20 protein-coding genes are annotated in these 24,356 nt (G+C 42.1%); 7 read left to right on the plus strand and 13 right to left on the minus strand.

Annotated features, from left to right (window positions below; all coding sequences use genetic code 11):
* The first annotated feature begins 23 nt into the window (after positions 1 to 23).
* Positions 24 to 788 carry a sulfite exporter TauE/SafE family protein gene (locus D9T12_RS01050; RefSeq protein WP_130536436.1) on the plus strand — a complete coding sequence of 255 codons (765 nt, stop codon included), beginning with the start codon at positions 24 to 26 and terminating at the stop codon, positions 786 to 788.
* 86 nt (positions 789 to 874) lie between these two features.
* Here the strand turns inward: D9T12_RS01050 and D9T12_RS01055 are convergent, their stop codons facing one another.
* A complete protein-coding gene (locus D9T12_RS01055) occupies positions 875 to 1,237 on the minus strand; it encodes a hypothetical protein (protein WP_130536437.1) in 363 nt (120 codons plus the stop codon).
* Between the two features lie 183 nt (positions 1,238 to 1,420).
* Between D9T12_RS01055 and D9T12_RS01060 the strand changes: the two genes are divergently transcribed.
* Complete coding sequence (locus D9T12_RS01060) at positions 1,421 to 1,747, plus strand: hypothetical protein (RefSeq protein ID WP_240693204.1); 327 nt, start codon at positions 1,421 to 1,423, stop codon at positions 1,745 to 1,747.
* Between the two features lie 242 nt (positions 1,748 to 1,989).
* Positions 1,990 to 4,875: a diguanylate cyclase gene (locus tag D9T12_RS01065; protein ID WP_130536438.1), complete on the plus strand. Its 2,886-nt coding sequence runs from the start codon at positions 1,990 to 1,992 to the stop codon at positions 4,873 to 4,875.
* Between the two features lie 133 nt (positions 4,876 to 5,008).
* Here the strand turns inward: D9T12_RS01065 and D9T12_RS01070 are convergent, their stop codons facing one another.
* Positions 5,009 to 5,239: a hypothetical protein gene (locus D9T12_RS01070; protein ID WP_130536439.1), complete on the minus strand. Its 231-nt coding sequence runs from the start codon at positions 5,237 to 5,239 to the stop codon at positions 5,009 to 5,011.
* A 247-nt stretch (positions 5,240 to 5,486) separates the two neighbouring features.
* Between D9T12_RS01070 and D9T12_RS01075 the strand changes: the two genes are divergently transcribed.
* Complete coding sequence (locus D9T12_RS01075; RefSeq protein WP_130536440.1) at positions 5,487 to 8,054, plus strand: methyl-accepting chemotaxis protein; 2,568 nt, start codon at positions 5,487 to 5,489, stop codon at positions 8,052 to 8,054.
* Positions 8,055 to 8,108: 54 nt separating this feature from the next.
* Here the strand turns inward: D9T12_RS01075 and D9T12_RS01080 are convergent, their stop codons facing one another.
* Positions 8,109 to 8,681 carry a TetR/AcrR family transcriptional regulator gene (locus D9T12_RS01080; RefSeq protein WP_130536441.1) on the minus strand — a complete coding sequence of 191 codons (573 nt, stop codon included), beginning with the start codon at positions 8,679 to 8,681 and terminating at the stop codon, positions 8,109 to 8,111.
* A 75-nt stretch (positions 8,682 to 8,756) separates the two neighbouring features.
* Complete coding sequence (locus D9T12_RS01085; RefSeq protein WP_130536442.1) at positions 8,757 to 9,860, minus strand: MBL fold metallo-hydrolase; 1,104 nt, start codon at positions 9,858 to 9,860, stop codon at positions 8,757 to 8,759.
* 284 nt (positions 9,861 to 10,144) lie between these two features.
* On the opposite strand from D9T12_RS01085, the gene D9T12_RS01090 reads away from it, so the two are divergent.
* Both D9T12_RS01090 and D9T12_RS01095 read left to right on the plus strand, forming a co-directional pair.
* The gene (locus D9T12_RS01090; RefSeq protein WP_130538473.1) at positions 10,145 to 10,954 is read left to right on the plus strand and encodes a tRNA 2-thiocytidine biosynthesis TtcA family protein; all 810 of its coding nucleotides are present in this window, start codon (positions 10,145 to 10,147) and stop codon (positions 10,952 to 10,954) included.
* Positions 10,944 to 11,858 carry a lysophospholipid acyltransferase family protein gene (locus D9T12_RS01095; RefSeq protein ID WP_130536443.1) on the plus strand — a complete coding sequence of 305 codons (915 nt, stop codon included), beginning with the start codon at positions 10,944 to 10,946 and terminating at the stop codon, positions 11,856 to 11,858. Before D9T12_RS01090 ends, D9T12_RS01095 begins: the two co-directional genes overlap by 11 nt.
* Before the next feature lie 49 nt (positions 11,859 to 11,907).
* Here D9T12_RS01095 and D9T12_RS01100 read toward each other — a convergent pair whose 3' ends face one another.
* The 9 genes from D9T12_RS01100 to def all read right to left on the minus strand — a co-directional run bounded on the left by D9T12_RS01100 (position 11,908) and on the right by def (position 23,038).
* Positions 11,908 to 12,504, minus strand: coding sequence for a class I SAM-dependent methyltransferase (locus tag D9T12_RS01100; RefSeq protein ID WP_130536444.1), 597 nt, complete (start codon positions 12,502 to 12,504; stop codon positions 11,908 to 11,910).
* A gap of 16 nt (positions 12,505 to 12,520) precedes the next feature.
* Complete coding sequence (locus D9T12_RS01105) at positions 12,521 to 13,972, minus strand: TrkH family potassium uptake protein (RefSeq protein WP_130536445.1); 1,452 nt, start codon at positions 13,970 to 13,972, stop codon at positions 12,521 to 12,523.
* 43 nt (positions 13,973 to 14,015) lie between these two features.
* The gene (gene trkA, locus D9T12_RS01110; protein ID WP_130536446.1) at positions 14,016 to 15,413 is read right to left on the minus strand and encodes a Trk system potassium transporter TrkA; all 1,398 of its coding nucleotides are present in this window, start codon (positions 15,411 to 15,413) and stop codon (positions 14,016 to 14,018) included.
* A gap of 130 nt (positions 15,414 to 15,543) precedes the next feature.
* Positions 15,544 to 16,878 (minus strand): sigma-54-dependent transcriptional regulator, encoded by a 1,335-nt coding sequence (locus D9T12_RS01115; RefSeq protein WP_130536447.1) that lies wholly within the window; start codon positions 16,876 to 16,878, stop codon positions 15,544 to 15,546.
* On the minus strand, positions 16,875 to 19,079 hold the full coding sequence (locus tag D9T12_RS01120; protein ID WP_130536448.1) for an ATP-binding protein: 2,205 nt from the start codon (positions 19,077 to 19,079) through the stop codon (positions 16,875 to 16,877). The genes D9T12_RS01115 and D9T12_RS01120 overlap by 4 nt, the downstream gene beginning before the upstream one ends.
* A 15-nt stretch (positions 19,080 to 19,094) precedes the next feature.
* The gene (locus D9T12_RS01125) at positions 19,095 to 20,051 is read right to left on the minus strand and encodes a DUF4390 domain-containing protein (RefSeq protein ID WP_130536449.1); all 957 of its coding nucleotides are present in this window, start codon (positions 20,049 to 20,051) and stop codon (positions 19,095 to 19,097) included.
* A 36-nt stretch (positions 20,052 to 20,087) separates the two neighbouring features.
* The gene (gene rsmB / locus D9T12_RS01130; protein ID WP_130536450.1) at positions 20,088 to 21,419 is read right to left on the minus strand and encodes a 16S rRNA (cytosine(967)-C(5))-methyltransferase RsmB; all 1,332 of its coding nucleotides are present in this window, start codon (positions 21,417 to 21,419) and stop codon (positions 20,088 to 20,090) included.
* A gap of 26 nt (positions 21,420 to 21,445) precedes the next feature.
* Entirely contained in the window at positions 21,446 to 22,393 is a 948-nt protein-coding gene (fmt, locus tag D9T12_RS01135; protein WP_130536451.1) for a methionyl-tRNA formyltransferase, read from the minus strand.
* Between the two features lie 141 nt (positions 22,394 to 22,534).
* The gene (gene def / locus D9T12_RS01140; RefSeq protein WP_130536452.1) at positions 22,535 to 23,038 is read right to left on the minus strand and encodes a peptide deformylase; all 504 of its coding nucleotides are present in this window, start codon (positions 23,036 to 23,038) and stop codon (positions 22,535 to 22,537) included.
* 61 nt (positions 23,039 to 23,099) lie between these two features.
* On the opposite strand from def, the gene dprA reads away from it, so the two are divergent.
* Positions 23,100 to 24,242 carry a DNA-processing protein DprA gene (dprA, locus tag D9T12_RS01145; protein ID WP_130538474.1) on the plus strand — a complete coding sequence of 381 codons (1,143 nt, stop codon included), beginning with the start codon at positions 23,100 to 23,102 and terminating at the stop codon, positions 24,240 to 24,242.
* The last annotated feature ends 114 nt before the right edge of the window (positions 24,243 to 24,356 follow it).

Here is a 24,356-nt window from a genome sequence, read left to right on the forward strand (position 1 = left end):
TTATGAATCTTTAGGAGTGAACTATGGTTTTAGCCTGGATTGGCGCCCTCTTTATTGGGATTACACTCGGGCTCTTAGGATCGGGTGGCTCGATTTTGACAGTTCCTGTACTGAATTACGTCGTTGGTCAAGAGACAAAAGTGGCGATTGCCGGTTCATTGATGATTGTCGGAATCATCAGTTTGTTTTCGTTGATCCCTTATGCAAAACAGAAGCTAGTTGATTGGCGAACCGTTTTTATGTTTGGTATCCCTGGAATGGCAGGGGCAGTTTTTGGTGCTTGGACAGCTAACTTTGTCTCAGATGCCATGCAGATGTTGGTCTTCACGGTATTATTGCTGATCGCAGCCGTTCTGATGTACCGGCCGGTAAAGTTGCAAGATGAAGAGCGAGAAGCGCGTGCATTCTACAAAATCGCAATTGATGGTTTTGTGGTGGGCGGTGTCACGGGATTGGTTGGTGTCGGCGGCGGCTTTTTGATTATTCCCGCGTTGGTTTTACTTGGCGGATTGTCAATGCGTATGGCTGTGGGAACCAGTTTGGTGATTATTACAGCGAAGTCGTTTGCTGGATTTGTTGGCTATCTTCCGGTGTTAGAAAAGCTGAATCTGCAGCTCGACTGGAACATTATTTTGATTTTCTCAGCGATTGGTATTTTAGGGGGGTGGATTGGCCACAAGATTAGTTCTAAGGTCGATCAAAATGCTCTGAAAAAAGGGTTCGCGCTCTTTATGGTGCTAATGGGATTGTTCATTTTGTATAAGAATTTACCAGCGCTAATCGGCTAAAACTCAAATTGAGTGAGGCTTAATTTTTTATTTAAAGCAGCCTTTCGAGATTCGATTGGCTGCTTTTTTTTACAGTTAAAAACCTTCTAAGTTATAGAGCGGTTGATTTCATGGAGAAGAATCTTTTGCCAATGGCTTTCAAATTCTTCTTTGCAGAGTTGGTCTGTTTGCAAAAGTTGTAGTTCATGTGCACGAAGTTTGCCGTAGTAACTTTCGATTTGGTGAGGATTTTCTTGATGTTTGGTCAACAGTATTTGTTCAGCCTGTAAAATTTCTTCCACGCTATAGCATTGGATAAGTTTTCGAAGAAAACGATTGAACTTAGAAAGCTTCTCCTTCGGCAGTTTCATGATTTCCTCAACTCTCAATTCTGTTGGTCGAGTATCTGAAAAAGCACTGTCATTGTGTCTGGTTAGCTCTGGAAAGGCTGATAGAAGATCGGATAACATTTCGTTCATCTCTTTGTCGCTTGACTTCAGGAGATGTTCTGTTGGATGTTCTGGCATAGGTTTGTTTTAGTGGTGTTTATTAAACGATATCAGTCTAAATTGTGGCATAAAATGTTTTACAGGTTGTGAAAATTCAGGCTATTTTTAGGTTTGAGTAGGAAAATTTAGGAAAAGGAGAATGATTTGCAATTTTTCCGCAAGGGAACAGGATTTTTATTACTCGCTTGGTTAATGATTGTCATTGGTTTATTGGCGGGGCTGTTTTTTGATTCGATGTGGTTTGCTCGTTTTGGAAGTTTGGTCGTCCTGTTTGCAGTCATGAGCGAATACACTTTGATTCATCAAGAATTTGATACGCTTTATCGACGTTTGGATGAAATTACTGCTAAAGACAATATTCCAGACTTGTCTCCTTCCAAATGGCATCGAAAAAAGGTCTGGACTGCCCATTTCACGGTTGTTGTCGGTACCTTGATTTGGGGGTTTGGAGATTTGTTTTTGCCGTTTTAGAGGAAGTGCCCTGTAGGAATAAAGTAAATTAAGCCCTAATTTTTAAAAATATGTTTGTTTTTTTAAGTATAGTTACTTAGTCGGTTCTGAATAACTGGCTTTGCCATAAATTAAACGAGTTATTCAGAATCGACTACTTACCATTGAATTGCCGAATGAGTGTTCAGAAAGCAAATCGATTTCATTTCAAAATAAAAAAGAATTACCTTATATAAATATGATTTGTTAGGTGTTAAGCAAGGATGAGCTTCTTTAGGAATCGCTTAAAAATTGGTTCGGTTGGCTTGCTGATTGTTTTAATGACATTGGTTTTGGCTATTGGATATCAGCTTCTAGTTGAAAAAGAGCGGCAGCTTTTAGATAAGACCTTTCAGCAAATACAAAAACAAGCAGAACATCAGTTACTCTCGCTTATTGATGAAAAGCAGAGCTCCTCCAAAAGTATAGCTATTTCATTGGCCCACAACTCCAAAATTATTGATCTATTCGCTTCCTCAAACCCTTCAAATTATGTTTTGAAAAACATGGCAAATCAGTTATCTCAAGTGGATGAGTACAAGAATATTTGGGTGCAACTCATTGATCAAAACGGGGTTGCGATTGCCCGAAGTTGGACAGAAAGTGTTGGGCAGAATCTCAGTAAAATCCGTCCGGATTTGCAAAGTTTTCTTGAGCAGCCAAGAGTGCTGACTGGCATTAGTATTGGGAATTATGATTTAAGCTTCAAAGCGATGGTGCCTATATATAATCATAGAGGTGAATTTCTCGGTTTGTTAGAGGTCATTACGCATTTTAACTCGATTGTTGAAAGGCTTAGAAAAGAAGGTTTTGATAGTCTGATTCTTGCCCAGGAAAGCTACTTCTCTCAAATTAAGCATCCGTTCACGAATACATTCGTCGGTAAGCGCTATGTCGCGAACCTTAACGCTAATCAGGAAGATATTGAGTTATTTAATGAACTTAATTTGAATTCGGTCGAATTTGAAAGTTACTTCTATGCGCAAGATCAAAACAGGGTTGTTTTTTCCATTCCTATTATGGGGAAAAACAATGAAAAGCTGGCGGATTACTTTATTTTCAAGCCCATCACCGACATTGATTTCAGCCTTATCCGTGTTCAAACCAATAATATTAAGTTGGCCGTAGCGCTAACATTAGTGGTTTTATTCATTCTTTTTTATGCATTAGGTTTGAAACGCCAACCAAACCTTAAACATCAAAAATCGAAATTCAAAGTTTTTATTGCGCTTTTCATTGTCTTGATGCTTATCAGTGCAGCGGCTTTCTATGCGTCTTATTTAAAAGAACGTGAAGCTTATTTGGAAATGCATAATCAATCCATTAACAAAAGCTATGAAATTATTAAAGACAAATATCAATCGGTTGCATTGACGACGTTACAGCTTCTCATTAATAAACAGAGCGTTATTGATTTAATGGAGCAAGCTTATAATGGCGAGCAGAGTAAAGCTTTTGTTCGCCAAGAGCTACAAAACCTTTTGAACGAGGATTATGAAGTTCTGAGGGGCGGTAACTTACGGCAACTGCACTTTCATCTGAGAAACAATGAGAGTTTATTAAGAATGCACCGGCCGGCGAAATTTGGTGACAATTTAACCGGTATACGCAAAACCGTTGAATATGTGAACCGAACCTATCAAGCCATTCATGGTTTTGAAGAAGGGCGAATTTTTAATGGTTACCGTTATATTTTTCCAATCACTCAGCATGCAGGTACTCCGAGTGAGCAGCATTTAGGCTCCGTCGAAGTCTCTTTTAGTCCATATGCGATTGCACAGGATTTTGCAAAAACATTTGGCATTAACTCTGAGTTTATTATCAAAAAATCAGTCGTCGAGGAAAAAGTGTTTGAAAGCGAGAGGGACAACTATATTCAATGCTTGTTTCCAAACTATGCCTTCGATAGGGAGATGCAGGCTAAGCTAAAAAGCGGTGCGCATTGCGCCAATATTGACAATCAATTTGTTGATATTGGAAAGCTTGAAAATCAAATTGATAAAGGAAAGGTCTTTTCCGTTGAGTCGTTCGATGGACAGAAATTGTTTACTTTGATTCCTTTAAGCAACCCCGTTACGGATAAGGTTGTTGCTACCTATATTTTGGTTGACCAGAATGATGCGTTGCAGAATATTAAATCGCACTATTTGCTGATGTATTTAATCGGCTTAGTCATTATTGCCTTAACGCTTGCCTTTGTTTTCAAGGAATGGATGAATGCTCAAAATGCTCGGCAGATGTCTCAAAAGACCCAACAGATTTTGGATTCGCAAAAATCGATTGTGGTAATCAATGACGGGGAAGATATCATCAATGTTAACCAAGCATTTCTAGATTTTTTTGAAGTTGAATCTTTAGATCAGTTTAAACAGATGAGCCACTGTATCTGTGACCATTTTCGGCGGAATGATCGTTTTTTCCATCTTGGAAAAGTACCCGAAGGTACTTCGTGGTTAGAGTTTGCTATGACGTTGAAGCATTCTGAACGAATGGTGCAAATGGCAAATCATAAAGGGGAAGATTGTATTTTCAACTTTAGTCTTTCAAGATTTTCTGAGGGACGATTTATCATTGGTTTCAATGATATCACCGACACGATGCTTGAACACTTTGAGCTGGAAAACCGAGCGACGACTGACTATCTGACGGGGGCTCGAAACCGAAGTTATTTGAATCATGTGCTTCCTGTACTTCGCGATATAACAAAACAAGCGAACAAGTCGCTCGGTTTGATTTTGTTTGATATTGATTATTTCAAATCCTTTAATGATAGCTATGGCCACAATCTGGGGGATGATATTCTTAAAGAAATCGTCGTCTTGGTAAAACGTACCATACGAGATGAAGATCTATTGATCCGCTGGGGAGGCGAAGAATTCATTTTGGTGGTTAAGATTCATGATATCCAGAGTGCAGAGCGCATTGCAGAAAATCTTCGCCAAGTGATTGCCGCGCATGAATTCTCAGAGGGCTTGAAGGTCACCTGTAGCTTTGGAGTGACCTTGGATAATGATGCGTTTGAGATTGAGGACATGATTCAAATTGCGGATCAAGCACTATACAAATCCAAAGATAATGGCCGCAATTGCGTATCTGTCAAAATCAACTAGCAATAAAAACAGGGTTTTAAACGCTCTTATAACGATGGTTTGACTCAGGGCACTTGAATTAATTTAGGGTATTCAGTAGCCCCATAATTTCCTTATTGAGTCGACTGACTCGCTTTAATTGTGAAATTCCACACTAATGCCCTTCATTATGAGGCGGATCAAACTTTAAATCTGGATCTTGCTTCACCGCTTTTTCAATATCCATGACATAGGCTTTCATGGCACCAGCCAATTCAGGGTTTTCTTTTGCGTAGTTTTCAAAGGCTGCGATGTATGGATCTTTGGATTTATCTGTAGCAGTCGCTATGCTTGGCGTCAGTGCAATAGTGGCTAAGCTTAGTTTTAACCAATTCAAGATTTTCATTGTTTTCTCCTAAACTCATTGTTTGTCATAAAATTTTGTTAAGCGCTGTTTAACAATTCCAATTTTATTGATTGCAGACGGCAGATTATTGAGAAATTTTTGAGGTTGTTTTTACTTTAGCGCTCTAGCTATTTAGTATGTTTTTTATTGTTTTCAATAACACAAAAGAATGATTTAATAAAAGTGTCATTTCGGGGTTATAAAAGTAATTTATGCTCCCACTGTTTTTGAAAGTGGGAGGTGACCAATGAAAAATCTAAGTATTGCGCAACGACTGTGGCTGAACCTGTCATTGGGTGTTTTGATTACATTAGTCATTGTTTACAGTGGTTTGAGTGGACTTTTTAAGGCTCAATCGGCTTCTCAATCGCTTATTGAATTGCAAGCAACGGATGTTGTACCTGTTAACCAACTTACCCATTCTTATCGCCAAATGATTGATCAGATGATGAATGCATTACTCAATCGAACTGATGCAGCACAGCAGGCGTTTTACTCTCGTAGCGAATCTTTTCGAGAAGAGTTGGTCAATTTATTTGAATCAAAAGGTGTTGAGCTGGCTTTGGATAATAATGGTTATTACCGGCCGGTAAAGAACTCAGTAGATTCTCAAAATGAGGCTTCAGAGTTAAATCCAGTACAACTTGAAGCGCAAGCCGAAGTGCTGCTTAATCCCACAAAATCTTTGTTGAATGACGTTTTGCAGGTGGATCCTATTCTGTTGGATTTACGAAAGGTGGTGGCTAGTTATCTTTTTTTGAGAAAAGATATTGAAAATACCTATGAATTCGGTATTGAAACCAGTCTTCGCAATATGGAGAAACAGCTCCAGTCGTTGAGCCTAAGTGACTATGTACAAGACTCATCCGAGCTCCTTTCGTTGTCCGAAACGCTTTTAAACAAGCTTGAGGAATCAAAACGATTAGCGCCTTTGTATTTGGTTTCAAATAACCCAGATGTTTTGCAAAATTTTCACCAGAAAGGCTTAGGAGATTCGGCAGATAAGATCATTGAACAATTTTCTGAATCGTTGGCCAGTGCTTTTTTATTGCAAGAGAGTCTTGAAGGGTTTGTAAACTCTCGTGACAGCTTGGTAGAAAGCATGCATGACATTCGTGATGCGATGCACACTGCACAAGAAAATAATCAGACGATTTATACGCTTATCAATCAAGGGCAGAGCCTTTTTGACAAAGTTAGCGGTGATTACCAGCAAAAGAGTGTTCATGCCTTGGATGAGGTGGAAGTGTTGGCTGGCGATCGAATCGAATGGATGTTATGGATTGCTGTGGTTGGTTTGCTGTTGATGCTGATCATTAACTTTATTTTCTTAAATTCGATTACGCAACCCTTGTCTAAAATGAAAGCTAAAGTGCGTAATATGCAGCAAACAATGGTGTTTGATAGCTGGTCACCGGCCAAAGGGCGTAATGAATTAACGGATATGGAAAATGTAATCGGTGAGCTTTTGCAAACTTTTTCCAGTTCTATGAAGGAAGTGATTTCAACCAGTGAGGCGATGGCGCAAGGTGATTTGAATTTGACGTTATCGAATGATTATCGTGGTGACCTCAAAAAAATGGCAGACCACTTCAATCAAAGCTTGTCTTATATTCAACAGACATTGAATGAAATCGAAGAAGTCAGCCATGCTTTGGCACAAGGCAATTTAAAGTATCAAATTGCCGTTGATGCGTATCCAGGACAATATCAAGTGGTTTTGAGAAGTTTACAGCGAGCTTTGAAACAACAGCGACAGGCAATAGAGGAAGTACAAGTTATTTCCAAGACCATGGAGCAAGGTGACTTTTCTTGCCGAATTGAGAATGAGATGCCGGGAGATTTAGCAAACCTCAAGCTTCACTTTAATGATGCGTTGGATAATTTAGAGTCTGCCATTTTGCAAAAAGTAACCGCATTGCAAGCCTATAGTCAGGGGGATTTCTCGTATGAAATGGAAGGTGAGTTCCAAGGACGTTTGTATGAGCTAAAAGACCACATGGGTAATATGGCAACGAAAATCAGTCTGATGTTAGAAGAAGTAAAAGCCTCAACATTAAAGGCGGAAACAGGAGTGGCGGAAATCAGTCAAGGAAATGAAGAATTGAATCAGCGTGTTCTAAAACAAGCTGGATTTATACAAAAAACCTCAGCGCGAATGGGCACGATGATGACCTTTTTGGAAGGCAGTTATCAGCAGTCGAATGAAATGGCAAAAGCTTCTTATTCGGTAAAAGAATCCTCGAATTCTGGTTTAGCCACCATTGATGAAATGGTCAATGCCATGCAGCAAATTGAAGCGGCCAGTCAACAAATTTCTTCCATGACGGAGGTGATTGACAGTATCGCCTTTCAAACAAATTTATTGGCTTTAAATGCTTCGGTGGAAGCTGCGCGTGCAGGTGAAATGGGGCGTGGTTTTGCAGTGGTTGCGCAAGAGGTCCGAAGCCTTGCGAATCGATCAAGCGAGGCATCGAAACAAATTCGACAGGTTACGGCAGATACCTTGGAAAAAGTGTCAGTTGGTATGGATTTAACCTCAAAAACTCAGCAGATTTTTGGCAAGAACGCACAGAATATTGAACAGATTGCCAACCAAGCATTAAAAATGCAGAATTCGATTGAGCATCAAAACGAGTCGATTTCTGAGGTGAATCAGTCATTGTTGGAAATTGAACAGACAACGCAAGCCAATGCAGAGTTGGTTGAACAAGTGACAGCGACATCGGCTGAAATTATTGATCAAATGGGTGGGTTGCAAGATAAGGTTATGCAGTTTCAACTTAAGGAAAAACCTGCAATGACTTTGTCATAAGGCCAAGGTTTGTCTGAGAGGGTGTTTGAGGGATTAGGTAAGTGAAGATTGCATTTAATGGAAGTTTTGAATAAATAGTTTGAAAATGCCTTCGCTGAGGTACTCAAGTTGATGATGCTTGGAATCGCTACTCGGTAGGAATTCTCGCATAGGTCCAATTTGGACATGAAACATCACTAAACCCATTAGGGTAGTAATCAAAAAATGATGATCCGCATTTGGAGCTAGGTTCTTTAGAATGCCTTCCATTTGTTGACAGGTTTCATACATGACTTCATGCGCTAAAAACTGTAGGCGAGTTTTATCATTTTGGAGTAATTCACGTTGAATCAATAGGCGAAAGTTTTCATCTTCGGTCATTTTGGCAAGGCTAAGTTGAATGACTGACTTTAGTTGCGATTCGGTTGAAGTATCACTATTAAAAACTGAGGTGAGTTGATCATTGTGTTGGCGAAAAACCCATTGTAAGCAGGTTTGGTAGAGGTGTTGTTTGTCTTGAAAGTGGTTGTATAAAGAGGGGGCTTTAATGTTGCTTGCTTTGGCAATGTCTCGCATGGTAACGGCTTCATAGCCATGTTGTGCAAAAAGCTCGGCAGCAGCTTCTAAAATTCGATGATAAGTATCCATCTATTTTCTCTTTAATAGGCTACCGGCCGGTAAATGATACCGGCCGGTAACGTTGTCGATGTTGTGTTCTAAGTTTTATTCAAAACTTAGTCCCATATCTCCCCCTGTTAATTCTTTATAAACATGGACGGCATTTTGTTCAGCGGTTTGTTCGAATACAGGGCGGTCTTTGTAAGCAGATTGGTCAATTGAACCCATATCTTCCTCGGTTCCGCCTTCTGCAATTTTCTTATTCACTTCCGCGTGCAGGAACTCCAAGTAACCAAGCGTATCTTTGGTAATGGTCGCCATATCGGTTGGCGCACCATGACCAGGAATCACTGTGACATCTTCAGGCATTGCGGCTTTCATGGCTTTGAAAGTATCAATCCAGTAACCTGTGTTCGTGTAGGAGAAGAAGGCAAGGGAGCGTGTATTATAGGCAACATCACCGGTGAATAACAAATTTCGACTTGGGATGTAAGCTAAGGTTGACCCTGGAGTGTGGCCTGGTCCAAAGTTTAGAAATTCAATGGTTTCACCGCCACCGACATCGATGACTAATTTATCCTCAAAGGTTGTGAATTTGTCACTGACATTACGGGCAGAGAGTGTAATATTTTCACCCACTCGGCGTGCCCAACTCGCTTTAATCATTTCATAGCCATTATCGAAATCACTGTTTGCCTGCTCATTCGAGTAAAGGTTTTTAACCCCTTTGTCCACCCAGTAACTTGCTCCCAAGTAGGCATGACCTTGAGAGTTTTCTACGGCTACCCATTTGACTGGCTTATTGGTGTGTTTCTGAATTATTTTATGGAAACTTGCAGCAACAGCAGGGTTCGGGCCGGCATTGAAAACGAATACGCCATCTTCAAATTCTACCCAAGAAAGGTTGTTGTTCAGGCCGTAGTTTTCAGGCGTGTGCCAAATTAAACTACCGACCACGGTGTAAACACCGTTCATAACTTTAGTTGGTTGTGGTAAATCTAAGGTTTTGCCGATGTAGCCAGCTTGCTTTTGGGTTTTTTGAACATCTTTGATGTATTGTTCTACTGAACCGCTTAATGAAGAGCTTTCTTTTGCATAGGCGGCAAATCCAGCCAAATAAGGATCTAGCTCTGAAGCTTGAGCATTACCGAGTCCTTGGAGGGCAAGACTTCCGGTTAAAATTGTGCTCGCTATCAATCGCTTATTCATTGTGTTCTCCTCGAGTTGTTTTATTTTTTCGTTTTTGAGTTGGTTTTATGTTTTATGGTTGCTTGCTAACAACTGTTAGTTTCGATTGTAACAACCTTAATTTAAATTAAACCCTAAAGTTTTTTATGCGAAATAAAATTTATTGGTAGGCAAATTGACTCGTAATCGGGAATTTTGTGGTTCTTGAAGCGTTAGCCCATTAAAACCGTTAAAATACGCATTTAAAAATTACAGCCATGAGAGTGCCAGTGATGACGGATCCCAAAGCAGTTGTCGAAAAGCCGATGAAGTTGACTAAAAAAGAACGTACAAAAGATTGGATTAAACCACCGAAAGCCATTATGAAGCCAGTGGGTCGTGCCATGGCGCAATTCAAAATGTTGCGTGATGGTGATCGAGTGATGTTGGGATTGTCAGGAGGAAAAGACTCTTTGGCGTTGTTAGTGATTTTAAAGCACCTACAACGCCATGCACCGGTGAAATTTGAATTGGCTGCTTGCACTATTGACCCGGAAATTCCAGGGTTTGATCCTTCGCCTTTGAAAGAGTGGGTGGAGCAAAAAATTGGTGTGCAGTACTTCTATGAGTCAGAAGATTTGGTTGCTTTGGCTGATAAGCATATGAAAGGGGACTCCTTTTGTAGCTTTTGTTCCCGACAAAAGCGCGGCAAGCTCTATACGACTTGTCGACGAGAGGGTTATAACGTCTTAGCTTTGGCTCAGCACTTAGATGATTTGGCGGAAAGTTTTATTATGTCGGCGTTTAATGCCGGTCAGCTAAGAACCATGAAGGCGCATTATCTGAATGATGATGGCGATATTCGCATTATTCGTCCGCTGGTTCGTGTTCGTGAAAATCAAACGCGCGATTTTGCGACTGCGGCTGGCTTGCCGGTTATTCCTGATAATTGCCCTGCCTGTTACGCGAAGCCACAACAACGCCAAGAGATGAAGCAGTTATTATTGGCACAGGAGCAAAAAAATAAGCACCTCTATGCCAATTTGTGGACAGCGATGCAACCGTTAATTGCTGATGACAATCATGATGGCTTGGCAAATCTTGATGAACTTACTGGGTTAGGAAATGGCAAATAAATCGAGAAAAGCCAGAGATTTTGCTGCAAAAGTCACCATTGGCTTATTAAAGGTTTTGTCTTGGCTTCCGTTATCGGTTTCACAATTTTTTGGAAAATTAACCGGCCGGTTAATGTCAATGACCAACAACAAACAACGCTTTATTGCGAGTGCAAATATCTCCGCAGCTTATCCCAAGCTGAATGAAAATCAGCGAAAATCAATGGTGAACAAGGTTCTCAAACATAATGCCCAGTCGATATTTGAATTAGGGGCAATGTGGTTTTGGCCTGAGAAAAAGATTAACTCAATTATTCGCCATGTTCATGGCAAAGAATACTTGCAGGCAGCCTTTGATCAAGGGCAAGGCGTGATTGTTTTGGCTCCTCACATTGGCAATTGGGAGTTGATGGGCTGTTATTTGTCGATGCACTATCCATCCACTTTTATGTATCAGCCGCCGAAATTAGCGCCGATTGAGCAACCCATGCGCCAGTCAAGAATGCGTTTTGGTGCGGCTTTGGCTCCAACAGATTTGTGTGGAGTAAAGCAAGTAATGAAGGCATTAAAGTCGAATCAGTTGACGGCAATTTTGCCAGACCAAGATGCAGGAGAAAATGGTGTTCATGCTCCTTTTATGGGGCATCCTGTCCGCACCATGACATTAATTAGTCGATTATTGCAAAAAACCAAAGCAGCCTGTGTTTTGGCGGTCGCTTTGCGTGATTCAAAAGGCTCATTTGAGTTGCACTTTATGCCAGCAGATCGAGAAGGGCTAGAGAATGTGGATCAGCTTCAAGCTGCACTGTCTTTGAATCAAGCGGTAGAGCAGTGCGTTGCGCTGGCACCAGAGCAATACCTTTGGACCTATAAACGATTTAAAGGTCAGCCGGAAGGTGCACCTGATATTTATCGAACTTCCTAATTAATTCAAGGTTTTTGATATCTGAAGTAGGTAAGAAGTAGGTAAGTTTTTAGGGCTTTTTACCAACAAACCAACTGTAGCGATATTTCGGTGCGTCCTGTTGAATTGAATCATTCAACCAGCCTTCGCCATTGATCAAGCATTGCAGGTTTTTGAAAGATTGTGTGAGTTCGCCGCTTTTAAGGTAAAAATCTGGATTTTTGGGTGCATTTTCCTGCATGGGTTCTAAAAAACTCTGATAGAACAATAAACCATTCGGCTTTAAGGCTTGTTCAATTTGTTTGAAGAGTTTTCGGTCAAGATAGCGGCTGACGACAATGACATCGTATTGCTGATAAGGCAGAAGCATCTGTTTAAGATCGGTTAGGAGTGGCTGAATCGGCAAGTGATTTAAACTCGCCCAGTTGTTTAGTATGGTGAGAGCGTTATCTGAAATATCCCAAGCATCAACCTTTAGACCGCATTGTGCTAAAAATCGTGCATTTCCACCCAAGCCACAAGCCAAATCAAGCGCTTTGCCATAAAACGGTAAAAGGTGGCTGTGCTCCTTCAATGCATAGCATGGAGTCGTTGGAGTGTTCAAATCACTGTCAGAATATTTCAAATCCCATTTTTCACCGGCCGGTAGAGTTTTGTTTTTTGTCATCGAATGAAGGCCTTGTCTAAGAGCGCCAGAAGGCAGCAGTAAATAGGACTAACAGCGTAAAGATTTCTAGACGTCCAAGCAACATTGCAAAGGTCAGAATCCATTTTACCGGATCACTCATTGTTGAGAAATTTGCTGCGACTTCGCCAAGCCCAGGACCCAGATTGTTCATCATGGCAGCAACAGCTGAGAAGGCGGTCACTTGGTCAACACCCAGTGCCATGACTGCGAGCATGATCACTGCAAAACTGAAAACATATACGGCTAAAAAGCCCCAAACAGCGGTCATGACTTTTTCAGGAATGGTTTTGTTAGCCAGCTTGACCGGCAAAATCGCATTGGGATGAAGTAGGCTTTTGAGCTCGCGAAGGCCTTGTTTAAAGAGCAAAACAAAACGAATTACTTTCATTCCACCTGCGGTTGAGCCGGCGCTTCCGCCAATAAAACTCATGAAGATAAGTAGTACCGGCAAGAAACTTGGCCAAGCAGCAAAATCAGCATTGGCAAAGCCTGTAGTGGTGGCAATGGAGACGGTCTGGAAAACTCCGTAGCGAAAAGCTTCTTCCCAAGTCGAGTAGACGTTTTGCAAGTATAAGTAACTCACCACCACCGTGGTCGCTAAAATTAGTAAAGCAGCATAGACTTTGAATTCAGGATCTCGGTAATAGTGTTTACCGCTCAGGTTTCGAAATGCTGTGAAATGAAGTGCAAAGTTGATGCCGGCAAGGAACATAAAGAAAACGGCGATGGCTTCGATTGCTATGCTGTCAAAGTGACCAATACTTGCGTCATGAGTTGAGAAGCCTCCAATAGCAACAGTGGAAAAGCTATGGGAAAACGCATCGAACCAGTTCATCCCCGCCATCCAGTATGCGACTGCACAGGTGATGGTTAAACCTAAATATATGTACCAAAGCGCTTTAGCGGTTTCTGAAATTCGTGGCGCGATTTTAGAATCTTTGACAGGGCCGGGCATTTCAGCACGATAAAGCTGCATGCCCCCGATCCCTAGAATTGGTAAAACTGCGACCGCTAAAACGATAATTCCTAAGCCACCCATCCATTGGAGTTGTTGGCGATACCAAAGAATTGCATGGGGCATGGAATCAAGCCCACTGAGAACAGTTGCACCGGTCGTTGTAAGGCCTGAAAAACTCTCAAATATTGCATCGGTCAGACTCAAGGGGACTTCGGTTTCAATATACAGAGGTAAGGCTCCTGCAAAGCCTAGTACAGTCCAGAAGAGTACAACGACTAAGAACCCGTCTCTAACTTTGAGTTCTTGTTTGTAATTGCGAACAGGCCACCACATCAGTGAACCGAGTAATAAAATACCAAGCATAACGCTGAGAAATGCCGTCAGACCACCATCTTGATAAATTAGTGAAATCATGACAGGGGGAACAAGACTGAGGCTGAAAATCATGAGTAATAAACCAATGACTTTAGAAATGATTTTTGAGTGCATTTACTGTCTTCGCTTTAACTAGCCGTTATTTTGAGTAGATCGATTAACTCAGCCAAGAACTGTCTTTGGGGTTGACCAGTTCATTTAAGGCATCATTACTGCTGGAATCGGTAATAAAGATGATCATGTGATCTTCGGCCATAATCTCAACATCACGGTGCGCGATAATGACTTTTTCTTCTCGAATAATGGCTCCAACGGTAATGTTGTCGGGCCAAGGTATTTCAGCGATTGTTCTGCCAATGATTTTTGAGGTGTTTTCACTGCCGTGCGCAACGACTTCAACTGCTTCTGCTGCACCTCTTCTCAAAGTGACCGCTTTGATTGTGTCGCCTTGGCGCGTGTAGTGTAACAAGTTGTTGGTCGTAATCGAGTCGGCAGAAATCGCAATATCAATGCCGTTTAACTGAATCATTTCTACATAGGATTGATTGTTGACAAGAGCAATGACTCGACGAACCCCGAGCTTTTTAGCGAGCATCCCTGAGATAATGTTGGCCTCGTCAGAATTGGTGACGGCAATAAACAGGTCAATCTCGTCAATATTTTCTTCTATGAGTAAATCTTTGTCGGCGATGTCACCATGAATAATAATGGTTTGGTCAAGCTTTTCTGCATTTTCTCGGGCTTGTTGCATTGTGTGATCAATCATTTTGACTTGGTGGTCTTGTTCTAGCGCTTGAGCGAGGTGGAAGCCGATATTGCCTCCACCACCAATCATAATGTTTCGAGAAGGTTTGACTCGACGTTTACGGAATTCTTGAAGAATGGTGGGGATGTGTTTGGTCTCTGACAGAAAGAAGATTTCATCACCGGCTTCAATGACAACATCCCCTTTGGGCATAATGACTTGTTGTTGACGATAGATTGCGACAAGTCGCAGTTTGACTGAAGCGGGAAGTAATTGCTTCAAATCTCGAATAGGTTGATGGTTCATTTGTCCATCTGGATAGACTTTCATCGCTACTAAGCGTAATTTTCCATCATGAAAGTCAATAACTTGTAGAGATCCTGGGTATTCAATGAGCTGAAGAATGTAGTCAGTTACAATGCTTTCAGGGCTAATTAAAAAGTCGATGGCCAAAGCATTGCTATTTTCAGACCGGTCAAATAATTGAGGATGTTCTAAGTAAGATCGGCCACGAACACGGGCAATTTTGGTTTGGGTTTTGTACATCATGTGCGCTAATTGACATGCAACGATATTGGTTTCATCGTTTTGTGTTGCGGCAATGAGCATGTCTGCTTCTTCCAAACCTGCTTGCATTAAAACATCCGGATGAGACGCATGCCCTTGAACAGTGCGTATATCAAGACGGTCTTGAAGGCGTTGTAAATGCAATCGATCAAGGTCAACCACGGTAATATCATGGTTTTCATTCGCGAGTTGTTCTGCAACCGAACTGCCGACTTGGCCAGCTCCTAAAATGACAATGTTCATAGGCTAATCTTTGGTCTCATAAAAAAGCAATGCAACAGCTTACTGATTGTTAAATCGTATCTTAATTTGCTTTTAATTTGGGGCTCTTAATTTGAACTAACTTAGGGTTGACTTTATCGACTGCAAACTTTCAAAAAGGGTTTTTGGGATCAATACCCAATGTTTTGAGTTTCCGGTATAAGTTGGTTCGTTCAACGCCGGAACGTTTCGCGGTTTCTGAAACGTTGCCACCGGTTTCACGAAGCAATTGACTGAGATAAGTCGCTTCAAGCCGGTCTTTGGCTTCTTTTAAACTGATGCTAGTATCGATTTCCCAAGCGCTACGGTCTGTGCTGGGTGATTCATGCAGATAGTTTTTGACTTCGTCATCACTAACCTCTCCCTCGCCTAAGATTAATAGGCGTTGGACAAGGTTTTTAAGCTCTTTTAGATTTCCCGGCCAATTATATTGACGAAGTACATTTTGCGCAGGAACACTAAAGTGACGATATTCTAAGCTTTCATGAGTGACGAAATGATTAATAAAAAACTCAATCAGTTCAGGAATATCCTCCGTGTGCTGTCGAAGAGCAGGTACTTGAATTGGGATAACTTTTAAACGTTCGTAGAGCGCATTATGAAAATCTCCCTCAGCAACGGATTTTTCTAGAAGTCCTTTGCTGAGAGCTAATAGTCGAATATCTAAATGAATCGTTTCAGCGTTGATATGCGTTTTTTGGTTTTGGATTAATTCAAATAATATCGTTTGACCGGCCGGTGATAATTGCTCAATTTGAGAAATGACTAAAGTTCCAAAATCAGCTTCTTTTAGACGTTGTAGACTGTTTTGGGCGTCAGTTTCATCGAACAGACGATTGAAATCATTTGCTGACATTTCGACGTAGGCAGAGTTTTTCCGTGAAGAAGTTTTATGAAGCGCTTGTGCAATATGGTGCTTGCCTACACCGGACTCTCCTTCTATCAGAACTGGCATCGTGAATTTCGACAGTCGCTCAATGGTTTCACGCAACTGAATCACTGATTTACTCTTGCCTACTGGCATAAACTGCTCTGGAAAACTCTGTTTTAATTGGCGGTTTTCTTGGTTTAGGCGGCTAGTTTCCATTGCGCGTTCAGCGGTAACGGTCAATTTTGCCAAGGAAAGTGGTTTTTCTAGAAAATCATAGGCACCCAGTTTGGTTGCTTCAATAGCGGTTTCAATGGTGCCGTGACCGGACATCATGATTACTTTGGTATTTGGCAGTGAGGATTCTTGTTGAATTTCTTTAAGTAGGCTAATGCCATCAATATCCGGCATCCAGACATCCAAGAAAATGATGTCCGGGAGAAACTGACGCCACTGAGTGCGTGCTTGTTCACCGTTTGCTGCTGTTTCAACCTTATAGCCTTCTTCTGCAAATATTTCCTGCATCAGGTCACGAATGTCTTTTTCATCATCAATGATTAATAGTTTACCTAGTCTCATTCGCGCGTCTCAGTTAGCGTATTGGGTGCCTTGGCAGGCGTGATAATTGGAAGGTTGATTATAAAGCAGGTACCTTCATTTGGTGAAGTCTTCACGGAAATTGTTCCATGATGTTCATCAATGATTTTACGCACAATAGCAAGGCCTAACCCAGTTCCTTTGGGTTTATCCGTTGCATAAGGTTCGAAAATCCAGTTTTGTGCCTCTTCAGGCATGCCTCGACCATTATCACAAACGGTAATTTGATAGGTTTCCGAGTCTAGCAGTCGTGTGGTCAGTTTAACTTTCGTGTTGTCTTGATTTTCACAGGCTTCGAGTGCGTTTTTAATCATGTTATGGAATAGTTGTCTCAAGCGAGAAAGGTCTGCCATGACTTGTGGTGCAGGCTCAACAAGTTCAAGTTCAAGTTTCCATTGTGAGTTTTGATACATGTCAGCAATGGACGTTAGCAGAGCGTTTAGTTCCGTTGGTTTTAAATACACTTCTGGCGGTTTTGCGTAATCACTAAACGCTTGTACGAGTTTTTGCATGGCGGCCACTTGATCGGTAATGGTATTGGTCATGCGATTAAGCAGGTCTAAATCATCGCCATCTAGCTTGCGACTGAGTTTAAAGTTTAAGCGTTCCGCCGATAGTTGAATGGGCGTTAACGGGTTTTTGATTTCATGCGCTAGGCGACGAGCGACATCGCTCCAAGCTTTGTTAAGTTGTGCTTGAACCAGTTCGGTAATGTCATCAATCAGCAATACGTATCCAGCTGTGTTTTGGGTTTTTGCAGATAAAGATGTGCCGTGAAGCATAAGGATTTTGTGTGCTTGTTTGCAACGGTAATCAAATCTAAGTTCCCAATGTTTTCGTTTGTCTTTGTTGGCAAATTTCGGTTTGATTTCGGTGAACAGCTCTTGAATTGCTTCGTGAAGTTGAGGGCTTTGGCTTGAGATTTCTTCCGGGGTCGCATTTTTAATGTCTTCAAAGCGACAGTTTAAGATTTGTTCAGCGGCTTCATTCATACTGCGAACGCTTTGTCGGCCATCGAAAGTAATTACCCCACTGGAAAGATTTTGAATGACCCCTTGCAGATAAAGTTTTTGAACTTCTGTCTGTTGATGACTGATGCGTAAATCATTTCGGGCTTTGGATATTTTTTCAATCATGTCATTAAACGACAGAATCAGTTCGCCAAATTCATCACGTTCCCTGACTGGCATTTGAATATTGTAGTCTCCTTGGGAAACCGCTCGGGTTCCGCGCGTCAGTACGCGAATTGGCTGTGTGAAATTATCAATGGCGCGAATGCTGAATAGAATAGCGGTCACAATGGTCAGTAATACCACCATGGTCAAAATCAAGGTGAAACTGGTTGTAAGAGGTCCTTTCAGATAGGAAAGTTCCAGGTACTGACTATTTGCTGTCGCGACAGAATCAGCCATTTCCGTGATGTTTTTTGGAATGAGAAAAATCGCTTGTAATGCATAATCGTTATTAAAGTTGTCGTTGAACGGAATAAGGATGCGAATGAAAGATTCTAAACCATCGTCGGACTGCTCAATTGCCGCATAGGTGGTGTTTTGTCGAACCTGTTGAAATAAGTTGTCGCCGGGAGGTTTAGGCAGAATCTGGGCATTGTCACGGCTGCTGAAAGCAATTAACTGTTGGTTGGTTTGATACAGAGCGACTTCTTCTGCATTCAGTAGGCGGCGAAGATTACTCACGCCGGTAATCGGGAAACTTGCTAGAAGATCGCTCTGTTCACGGGTAATGGTCATTGTGAGGTTTAAGCTTTCACGGGTTTTGTTATCCAATGTATAGCGAACAAGTTCAGCAGCATTCCCAAGTGCCGTTTCGGTTTTGACATCAAACCACTGGGTAATCCCTTGTTGGATGAAATTCATTGAGAAAGCAAAAATCGTTATGGCAGGAATGCCCATCAAAAGGGTTGCCAGTAAGCTTAAACGAATGGTGATTTTTGTACCCGGAACTTTCTTTTTCAGCTTGTTATAGAGAGACCACAGGGTTTTTATAAAGAGGCCAAGTAATACAGCGATACCAATCCAAGAGGCAAATAGCAATGCTGAGTAGGCATCGGCAAATTCGGAGGCATTCTGTAAAATCTGGCTCATTATCATCAAGGCAATGACCAGTGCAATAAACAGCAATGTTGTCCAGCCGTATTGTTTTAAAAAACGTCCAAATGTCCTCATAGTGCGTCACTCATTTTATTGCCAACTTTGTGGAGCTTTGAGTGTTGTTTCAAACCAGCCACTGTTGAGTTGCCAATTGTCGGTAAACAGAGCTTCCAATAATAATGGCGTGGGTAATTTCCATATATCCAGAGAGATTCGGATGCGCAAGGTATAAATTTGTCGCGGATGAAGCTCGCTTAGTTCTGCAATTTCAAAAGCTTTAATTGTGGATAGGGTTTCTAATGCGTCATCAATGTCTCGAAAGCTTTGCGTATGTCCATTTCTGGAATTATATAGATGGAAAGTTTGATCAAGGCCTTCAGAAAGTAATTTAACGTGATAATCAATAGATTTTCTTGTACGTTGATAAGGAATACCCAGTAATCGGTTGGCTTCTGTGAGCTGCATCTGTATTTTGAAGTTTAGATTGATTTCATGATTGATTGCGTCAAAAATTTTATCGTTGAGCTGTATTCGGCTATTGGAATCAATTTTTAAAAATTGTTTGTCTCGATAGTCAACGACCTTAAGAATCACTATTTTATTTTGAGTCGGTCTAACTTTTTGTCTAGAGGTTTGTTCCATTGACTCCAGTGTTAAGTTAAACAAGTTTTGTTCTTCGGGGTTTGCAGTCAATCCGTTAGTTGGCAGGTTGATTTTTTGAGTTATAGGGGTTAAAGGGGAGTCAATCAAGTGCTTAATCCCCAGAAGAGGTTCCTTGTCTAGAACTTGTTCAGGTTCGTAGGTGAAAGGTGGAGAGATGAGGTTCTCCATTGGAAAGTTTTGATCAATTTTGAGTTCAAATTCAAGGGGGTCTTCATCGGTACTGCTCAAATATTGTGCGTCGTCATTGGCTGAAGTTTCTTCAACAGTTGTTTCATAGCCAAATACAGCGATAAGACCAAGAATTATGCCCAAGGCTGCGAGGCGTTTCCAAGTTTTTGCTTGGCGATTGCCGGAAGCGTGTTCTGGAATTTCAGTCGAGTGCATAAAAAGCTCTTAATAGTGACTCATGAAACGTTTAATTTACGACGTTGAGGCTTTTTCAAGCAAGCAATAATAAAAACCATCCATGCCATGAGTGCCGGGCAGTATCTGCCGGCCGGGTAAATTTGAAAAGGTTGCCCAGTTGGCGGGGAAATCAATTTGTGTGGCATCTGGTCTGCTCTCCAGAAACTCTGCAATTTGTAATCCATTTTCTTGCGGAAGTACTGAGCAAGTCGCATACAGCAGCTGCCCTCCGGGCTTAAGCGTTGCCCAAAGTGCATGCAAAATCTGTTTTTGAATCTGCACTAACTCGATAATATCTTCTTCCGTTCTGTGCCATTTGATGTCTGGATGCCGACGAATGATGCCGGTTGCAGAGCAAGGTGCATCGAGCAAGATTTTATCAAAGCGATTGCCATCCCACCATTCTTGGGGTTTGGCGGCATCGCCCACTTGATAATCGCATTCAAGCTCTAAACGATAAAGATTTTCTGCCAGACGCTCAATTCGTTCAGGATCCTTTTCCAATGCGAAAATATTCGCTTGTGCTTTGGAGAACTCAATTAAATGTGTCGTTTTTCCACCTGGAGCCGCGCAGGCATCGAGAATACGTTCTCCGGCTTGAGGTTGCAGAATTTGTGCGGCTTGTTGAGCAGCTGCATCTTGCACGCTAAAACCGCCTTCTTCAAAACTCGGCAATTGCGTAATGTCGGTACTTTGCAGCAGTGAGATGCCTTGCTGACAGTCAGGATGTCGTTGAGCTTCGATACCGGAAGACTGAATCGCTTCCAAAAGCGTTTCAGGTGCTTGGTAAATGGCATTGTTGCGCAAAGTCAGTGGCGCAATTTGGTTGTTGGCGCCTAAAATCGCTTCCCAGTTTTCGGGATAGGCTTTGCGCATCGCTTTAAAAAACCATTGTGGGTGAGAAAATTTTTGTGAAGGTTTTACATCTACTTCTTCACAGATTGTCGCTTTTTCGCGTAAAAAGTTGCGTAAAACGCCATTTACGAGTCCTTTTGCCCAAGGTTTCTTTAAACGCGAAACCACTTCGACTGTTGCCCCAACTGCTGCGTGTTCAGGGGTTTCCATATAAAGAATTTGATAGAGGCCTATCAGAATGAGTTGATTGATGTCTTCATCCTTAGCTTTCAATTTCTTTTTGAGTAATTGGCTACGAATGGCTTCTAAGCGCAGCTGCCAGCGAAGGGTGCCTAGCACTAAATTTTGAGTGAAGCTGCGTTCGCGACGGTCGGAAAATTGCGCAAGCCCTTCCGTCAGTACTTGGCTGAGAGAGCGGCCATCTTCAATCACATTCAAGCAAATTTTTAAGGCCACAAAACGGCTGTGACTCGGTGTGTTTTCTGAGCTCATGCCAAGTCCTTTAACGTGTTTTGACATTAATTTAGTTGAGTGCCTATCAGTTGCCTTGCTTGCGCAAAGTTATAGGCGGACATGGCTTTTTTACCGGCCGGTTGCACCTGCGTCAAACACAGTACATCATCCCCCGTCGAGACATAAAGACCGGATTTTTCCAGTTGAATGACTTCACCTGGAATACCTGTGTTTGGTATGTCTTTAGCAACACTCGCTTGCCAAATACGCAAAGGCTTGTCTTGGAATTTGCAAAAAGCTACAGGCCAAGGGTTAAAAGCTTGTATCTTGCGAACAATTTCACCGGCCGGTAAAGTCCAGTCAATTTGCGCTTCGGCTTTAGAAAGCTTTTCGGCATAAGTCACTAAGGACTCATCTTGTTTTTCTGCCTTGGCTTGCAAGTTTTGTAAATCTGAAAGTGTTGCCATGAGAGCGTCAGAGCCAAGTATGCTCAAACGATCATGCAAGCTTTGTGCGGAATCATTTTTGGAAATAGGCGTGGTCACTTTGTAAAGCATGTCACCGGTGTCTAGGCCTACATCCATTTGCATAATGGTCACTCCGGATTCGGCATCTCCTGATTCGATGGCCCGTTGAATCGGTGCAGCACCACGCCAGCGCGGCAATAGTGAGGCATGAATGTTTAAGCAACCGAGTTTTGGCGTGTCTAAAACGACTTTGGGCAAAATCAGCCCATAAGCGACCACAATCATAATATCAGCTTGAAGCTCAGCCAGCTCTTTTTGCGCTTCTTCATTTCGCAGAGACTCGGGCTGAAGTACTGGAATATCGTGTTCAAGGGCGATATTTTTGACAGGACTCGCGGTGAGTTTGCGACCTCGACCAGCAGGGCGGTCTGGCTGAGTGTACACTGCAACCACCTCATGGTCCGAATCAAGCAAGGCTTGCAATGGTGCGACTGAAAAATCAGGAGTCCCTGCGAAGATGATTTTTAATGATTGTGTTTTGTTCATACTCTCTGCGTCTGTGATGAGTGGATGCCAATAAATGAAACGATGCCGGCCGGTGTTTTTGATGTTTTAAACGATGGCCAAGCAGTGATAAAAATGCTGCGAATCTATCAATCGTGTGATGCTCTTTTTATCGCACATCACCTATTCCGGTTGTTGCGCGAGCTTACGGTATTTTTGCAAAGCTCGATTGCGTTTTAACCCGGATAAATGATCAATAAAGAGTTTTCCATCTAAGTGGTCGATTTCATGTTGAATACAAACCGCGAGTAAATCCGAAGCTTCCAACTCAATTGGCTTGCCATCTCGGTCAAGTCCTCGAACCAAAATGTCACTTGGACGTTTTACTTTCGCGTAGATACCGGGTAGGGATAAACAACCTTCTTCCCAAACAATTTCGCCCTTCGCTTGAATAATCTCAGGGTTGATCAAAGCAATCGGTTCATCATTGGTTTCAGAGACATCTACGACCAATAAGCGTTCTTGAACAGCAACTTGAGGCGCTGCAAGTCCAATTCCGGGCGCGTCGTACATGGTTAGAAACATTTCGTCAATGAGATTGCTAATACGGTCATTCATCTGTTCAACGGGCGCGCAAATTTCTCGCAACCCTTCATCAGGGTAGAGAACAATATCGAGTTTTTCCATAAGGCTGTATACTCTAATCTTTAAAATTTTGCTTATTATAACGAATCTCCTTGTGCAAACTATGCCTTCTGCCTTTGATTTAGCTTCACTATTGACCTTGCATCAAATCCATATCGACTTCGAACAGCTCGATAAGGTGACCACTTATTTTGGTTCTTTTCAGAACGCGGTTCAGGCGTCTGATGCCGATTGGCAGGCGAGTCAAATTCTGCGTCCGTCCCAGCAAAAAGCGTTTTTGGGTGAACAGCGTGATTTCTGTCTGCAACGAGCGGATGAAGCCCTGATTTGGTGTGAACAGGACGCCCAAACTTGGCTGACCATTTACGATGAAGCATTTCCTGAAAATCTAAAAAATATTGATAAGCCGCCACCAATCTTGGGTGTGCGAGGCGATGTGGAATGGCTCAAGCAACCGCAGATTGCGGTGGTTGGCAGTCGCCATGCCTCTCAGTCGGGGTTGGAGATTGCACAGGATTTTGCAAAATATTTATCGACTCAAGGTTTAACCATTACCAGTGGCTTGGCACTTGGCATTGATGCTATGGCGCATCAGGGTGGGCTTTTGGGGGCTGGCAAAACCATTGCTGTGGTTGCAACGGGATTAGATCGAATTTATCCTGCAGCCAATCAGCACTTGGGGCGTCAAATTGCTTCAGAAGGCGCCATGGTTTCCGAATTTCCACTGGGAGTGCAACCCAAAGCTTTTCATTTTCCGCAGCGAAATCGAATTATTAGTGGTCTGAGTGTCGGAACTTTGGTGGTTGAAGCGGCGTTGAAAAGTGGTTCTTTGATTACTGCTCGAACCGCAATGGAGCAAGGTCGAGAGGTATTTGCCGTCCCAGGCTCCATTCATAATCCTCAAGCAAAAGGTTGCCACCAGTTAATCAAACAGGGCGCGAAATTGGTGGAGTCTGGGCAAGATATTTTTGAGGAGATTGTTGATGTTTTGCCATTTGAATTATCACCGGCCGGTGAAAAAAATGTTTTGAGTTCGCCGAAATCCAGTCAAGAAAAAATGAATGCTTCGTTGAAAACATCGAGTCAAAAATTGTTGGAGTGGGTTGAGTTTGAACCAATTAGTTTGGATGAATTAGCGGTCTTGAGCAAGATGCCCGTTTCTCAAATACAGGCCGATTTAATGATGTTAGAGCTCAGTGGGCATATTGAAAAGCTCTCTGCCGGAAGATGGCGAAGAATTAAGTAGTTGACTCTGAATTCCAGTTTTCACTCCACTGCGTTAGAACGCTTTATGTTATCTAGATAGCATTGCAGCATTCTGCCTTGATGAGTAAAAAATGGCTTTGCCATAAATTAAATA

The organism is Thiomicrorhabdus indica (assembly GCF_004293625.1).
GTDB classification, from domain to species: domain Bacteria; phylum Pseudomonadota; class Gammaproteobacteria; order Thiomicrospirales; family Thiomicrospiraceae; genus Thiomicrorhabdus; species Thiomicrorhabdus indica.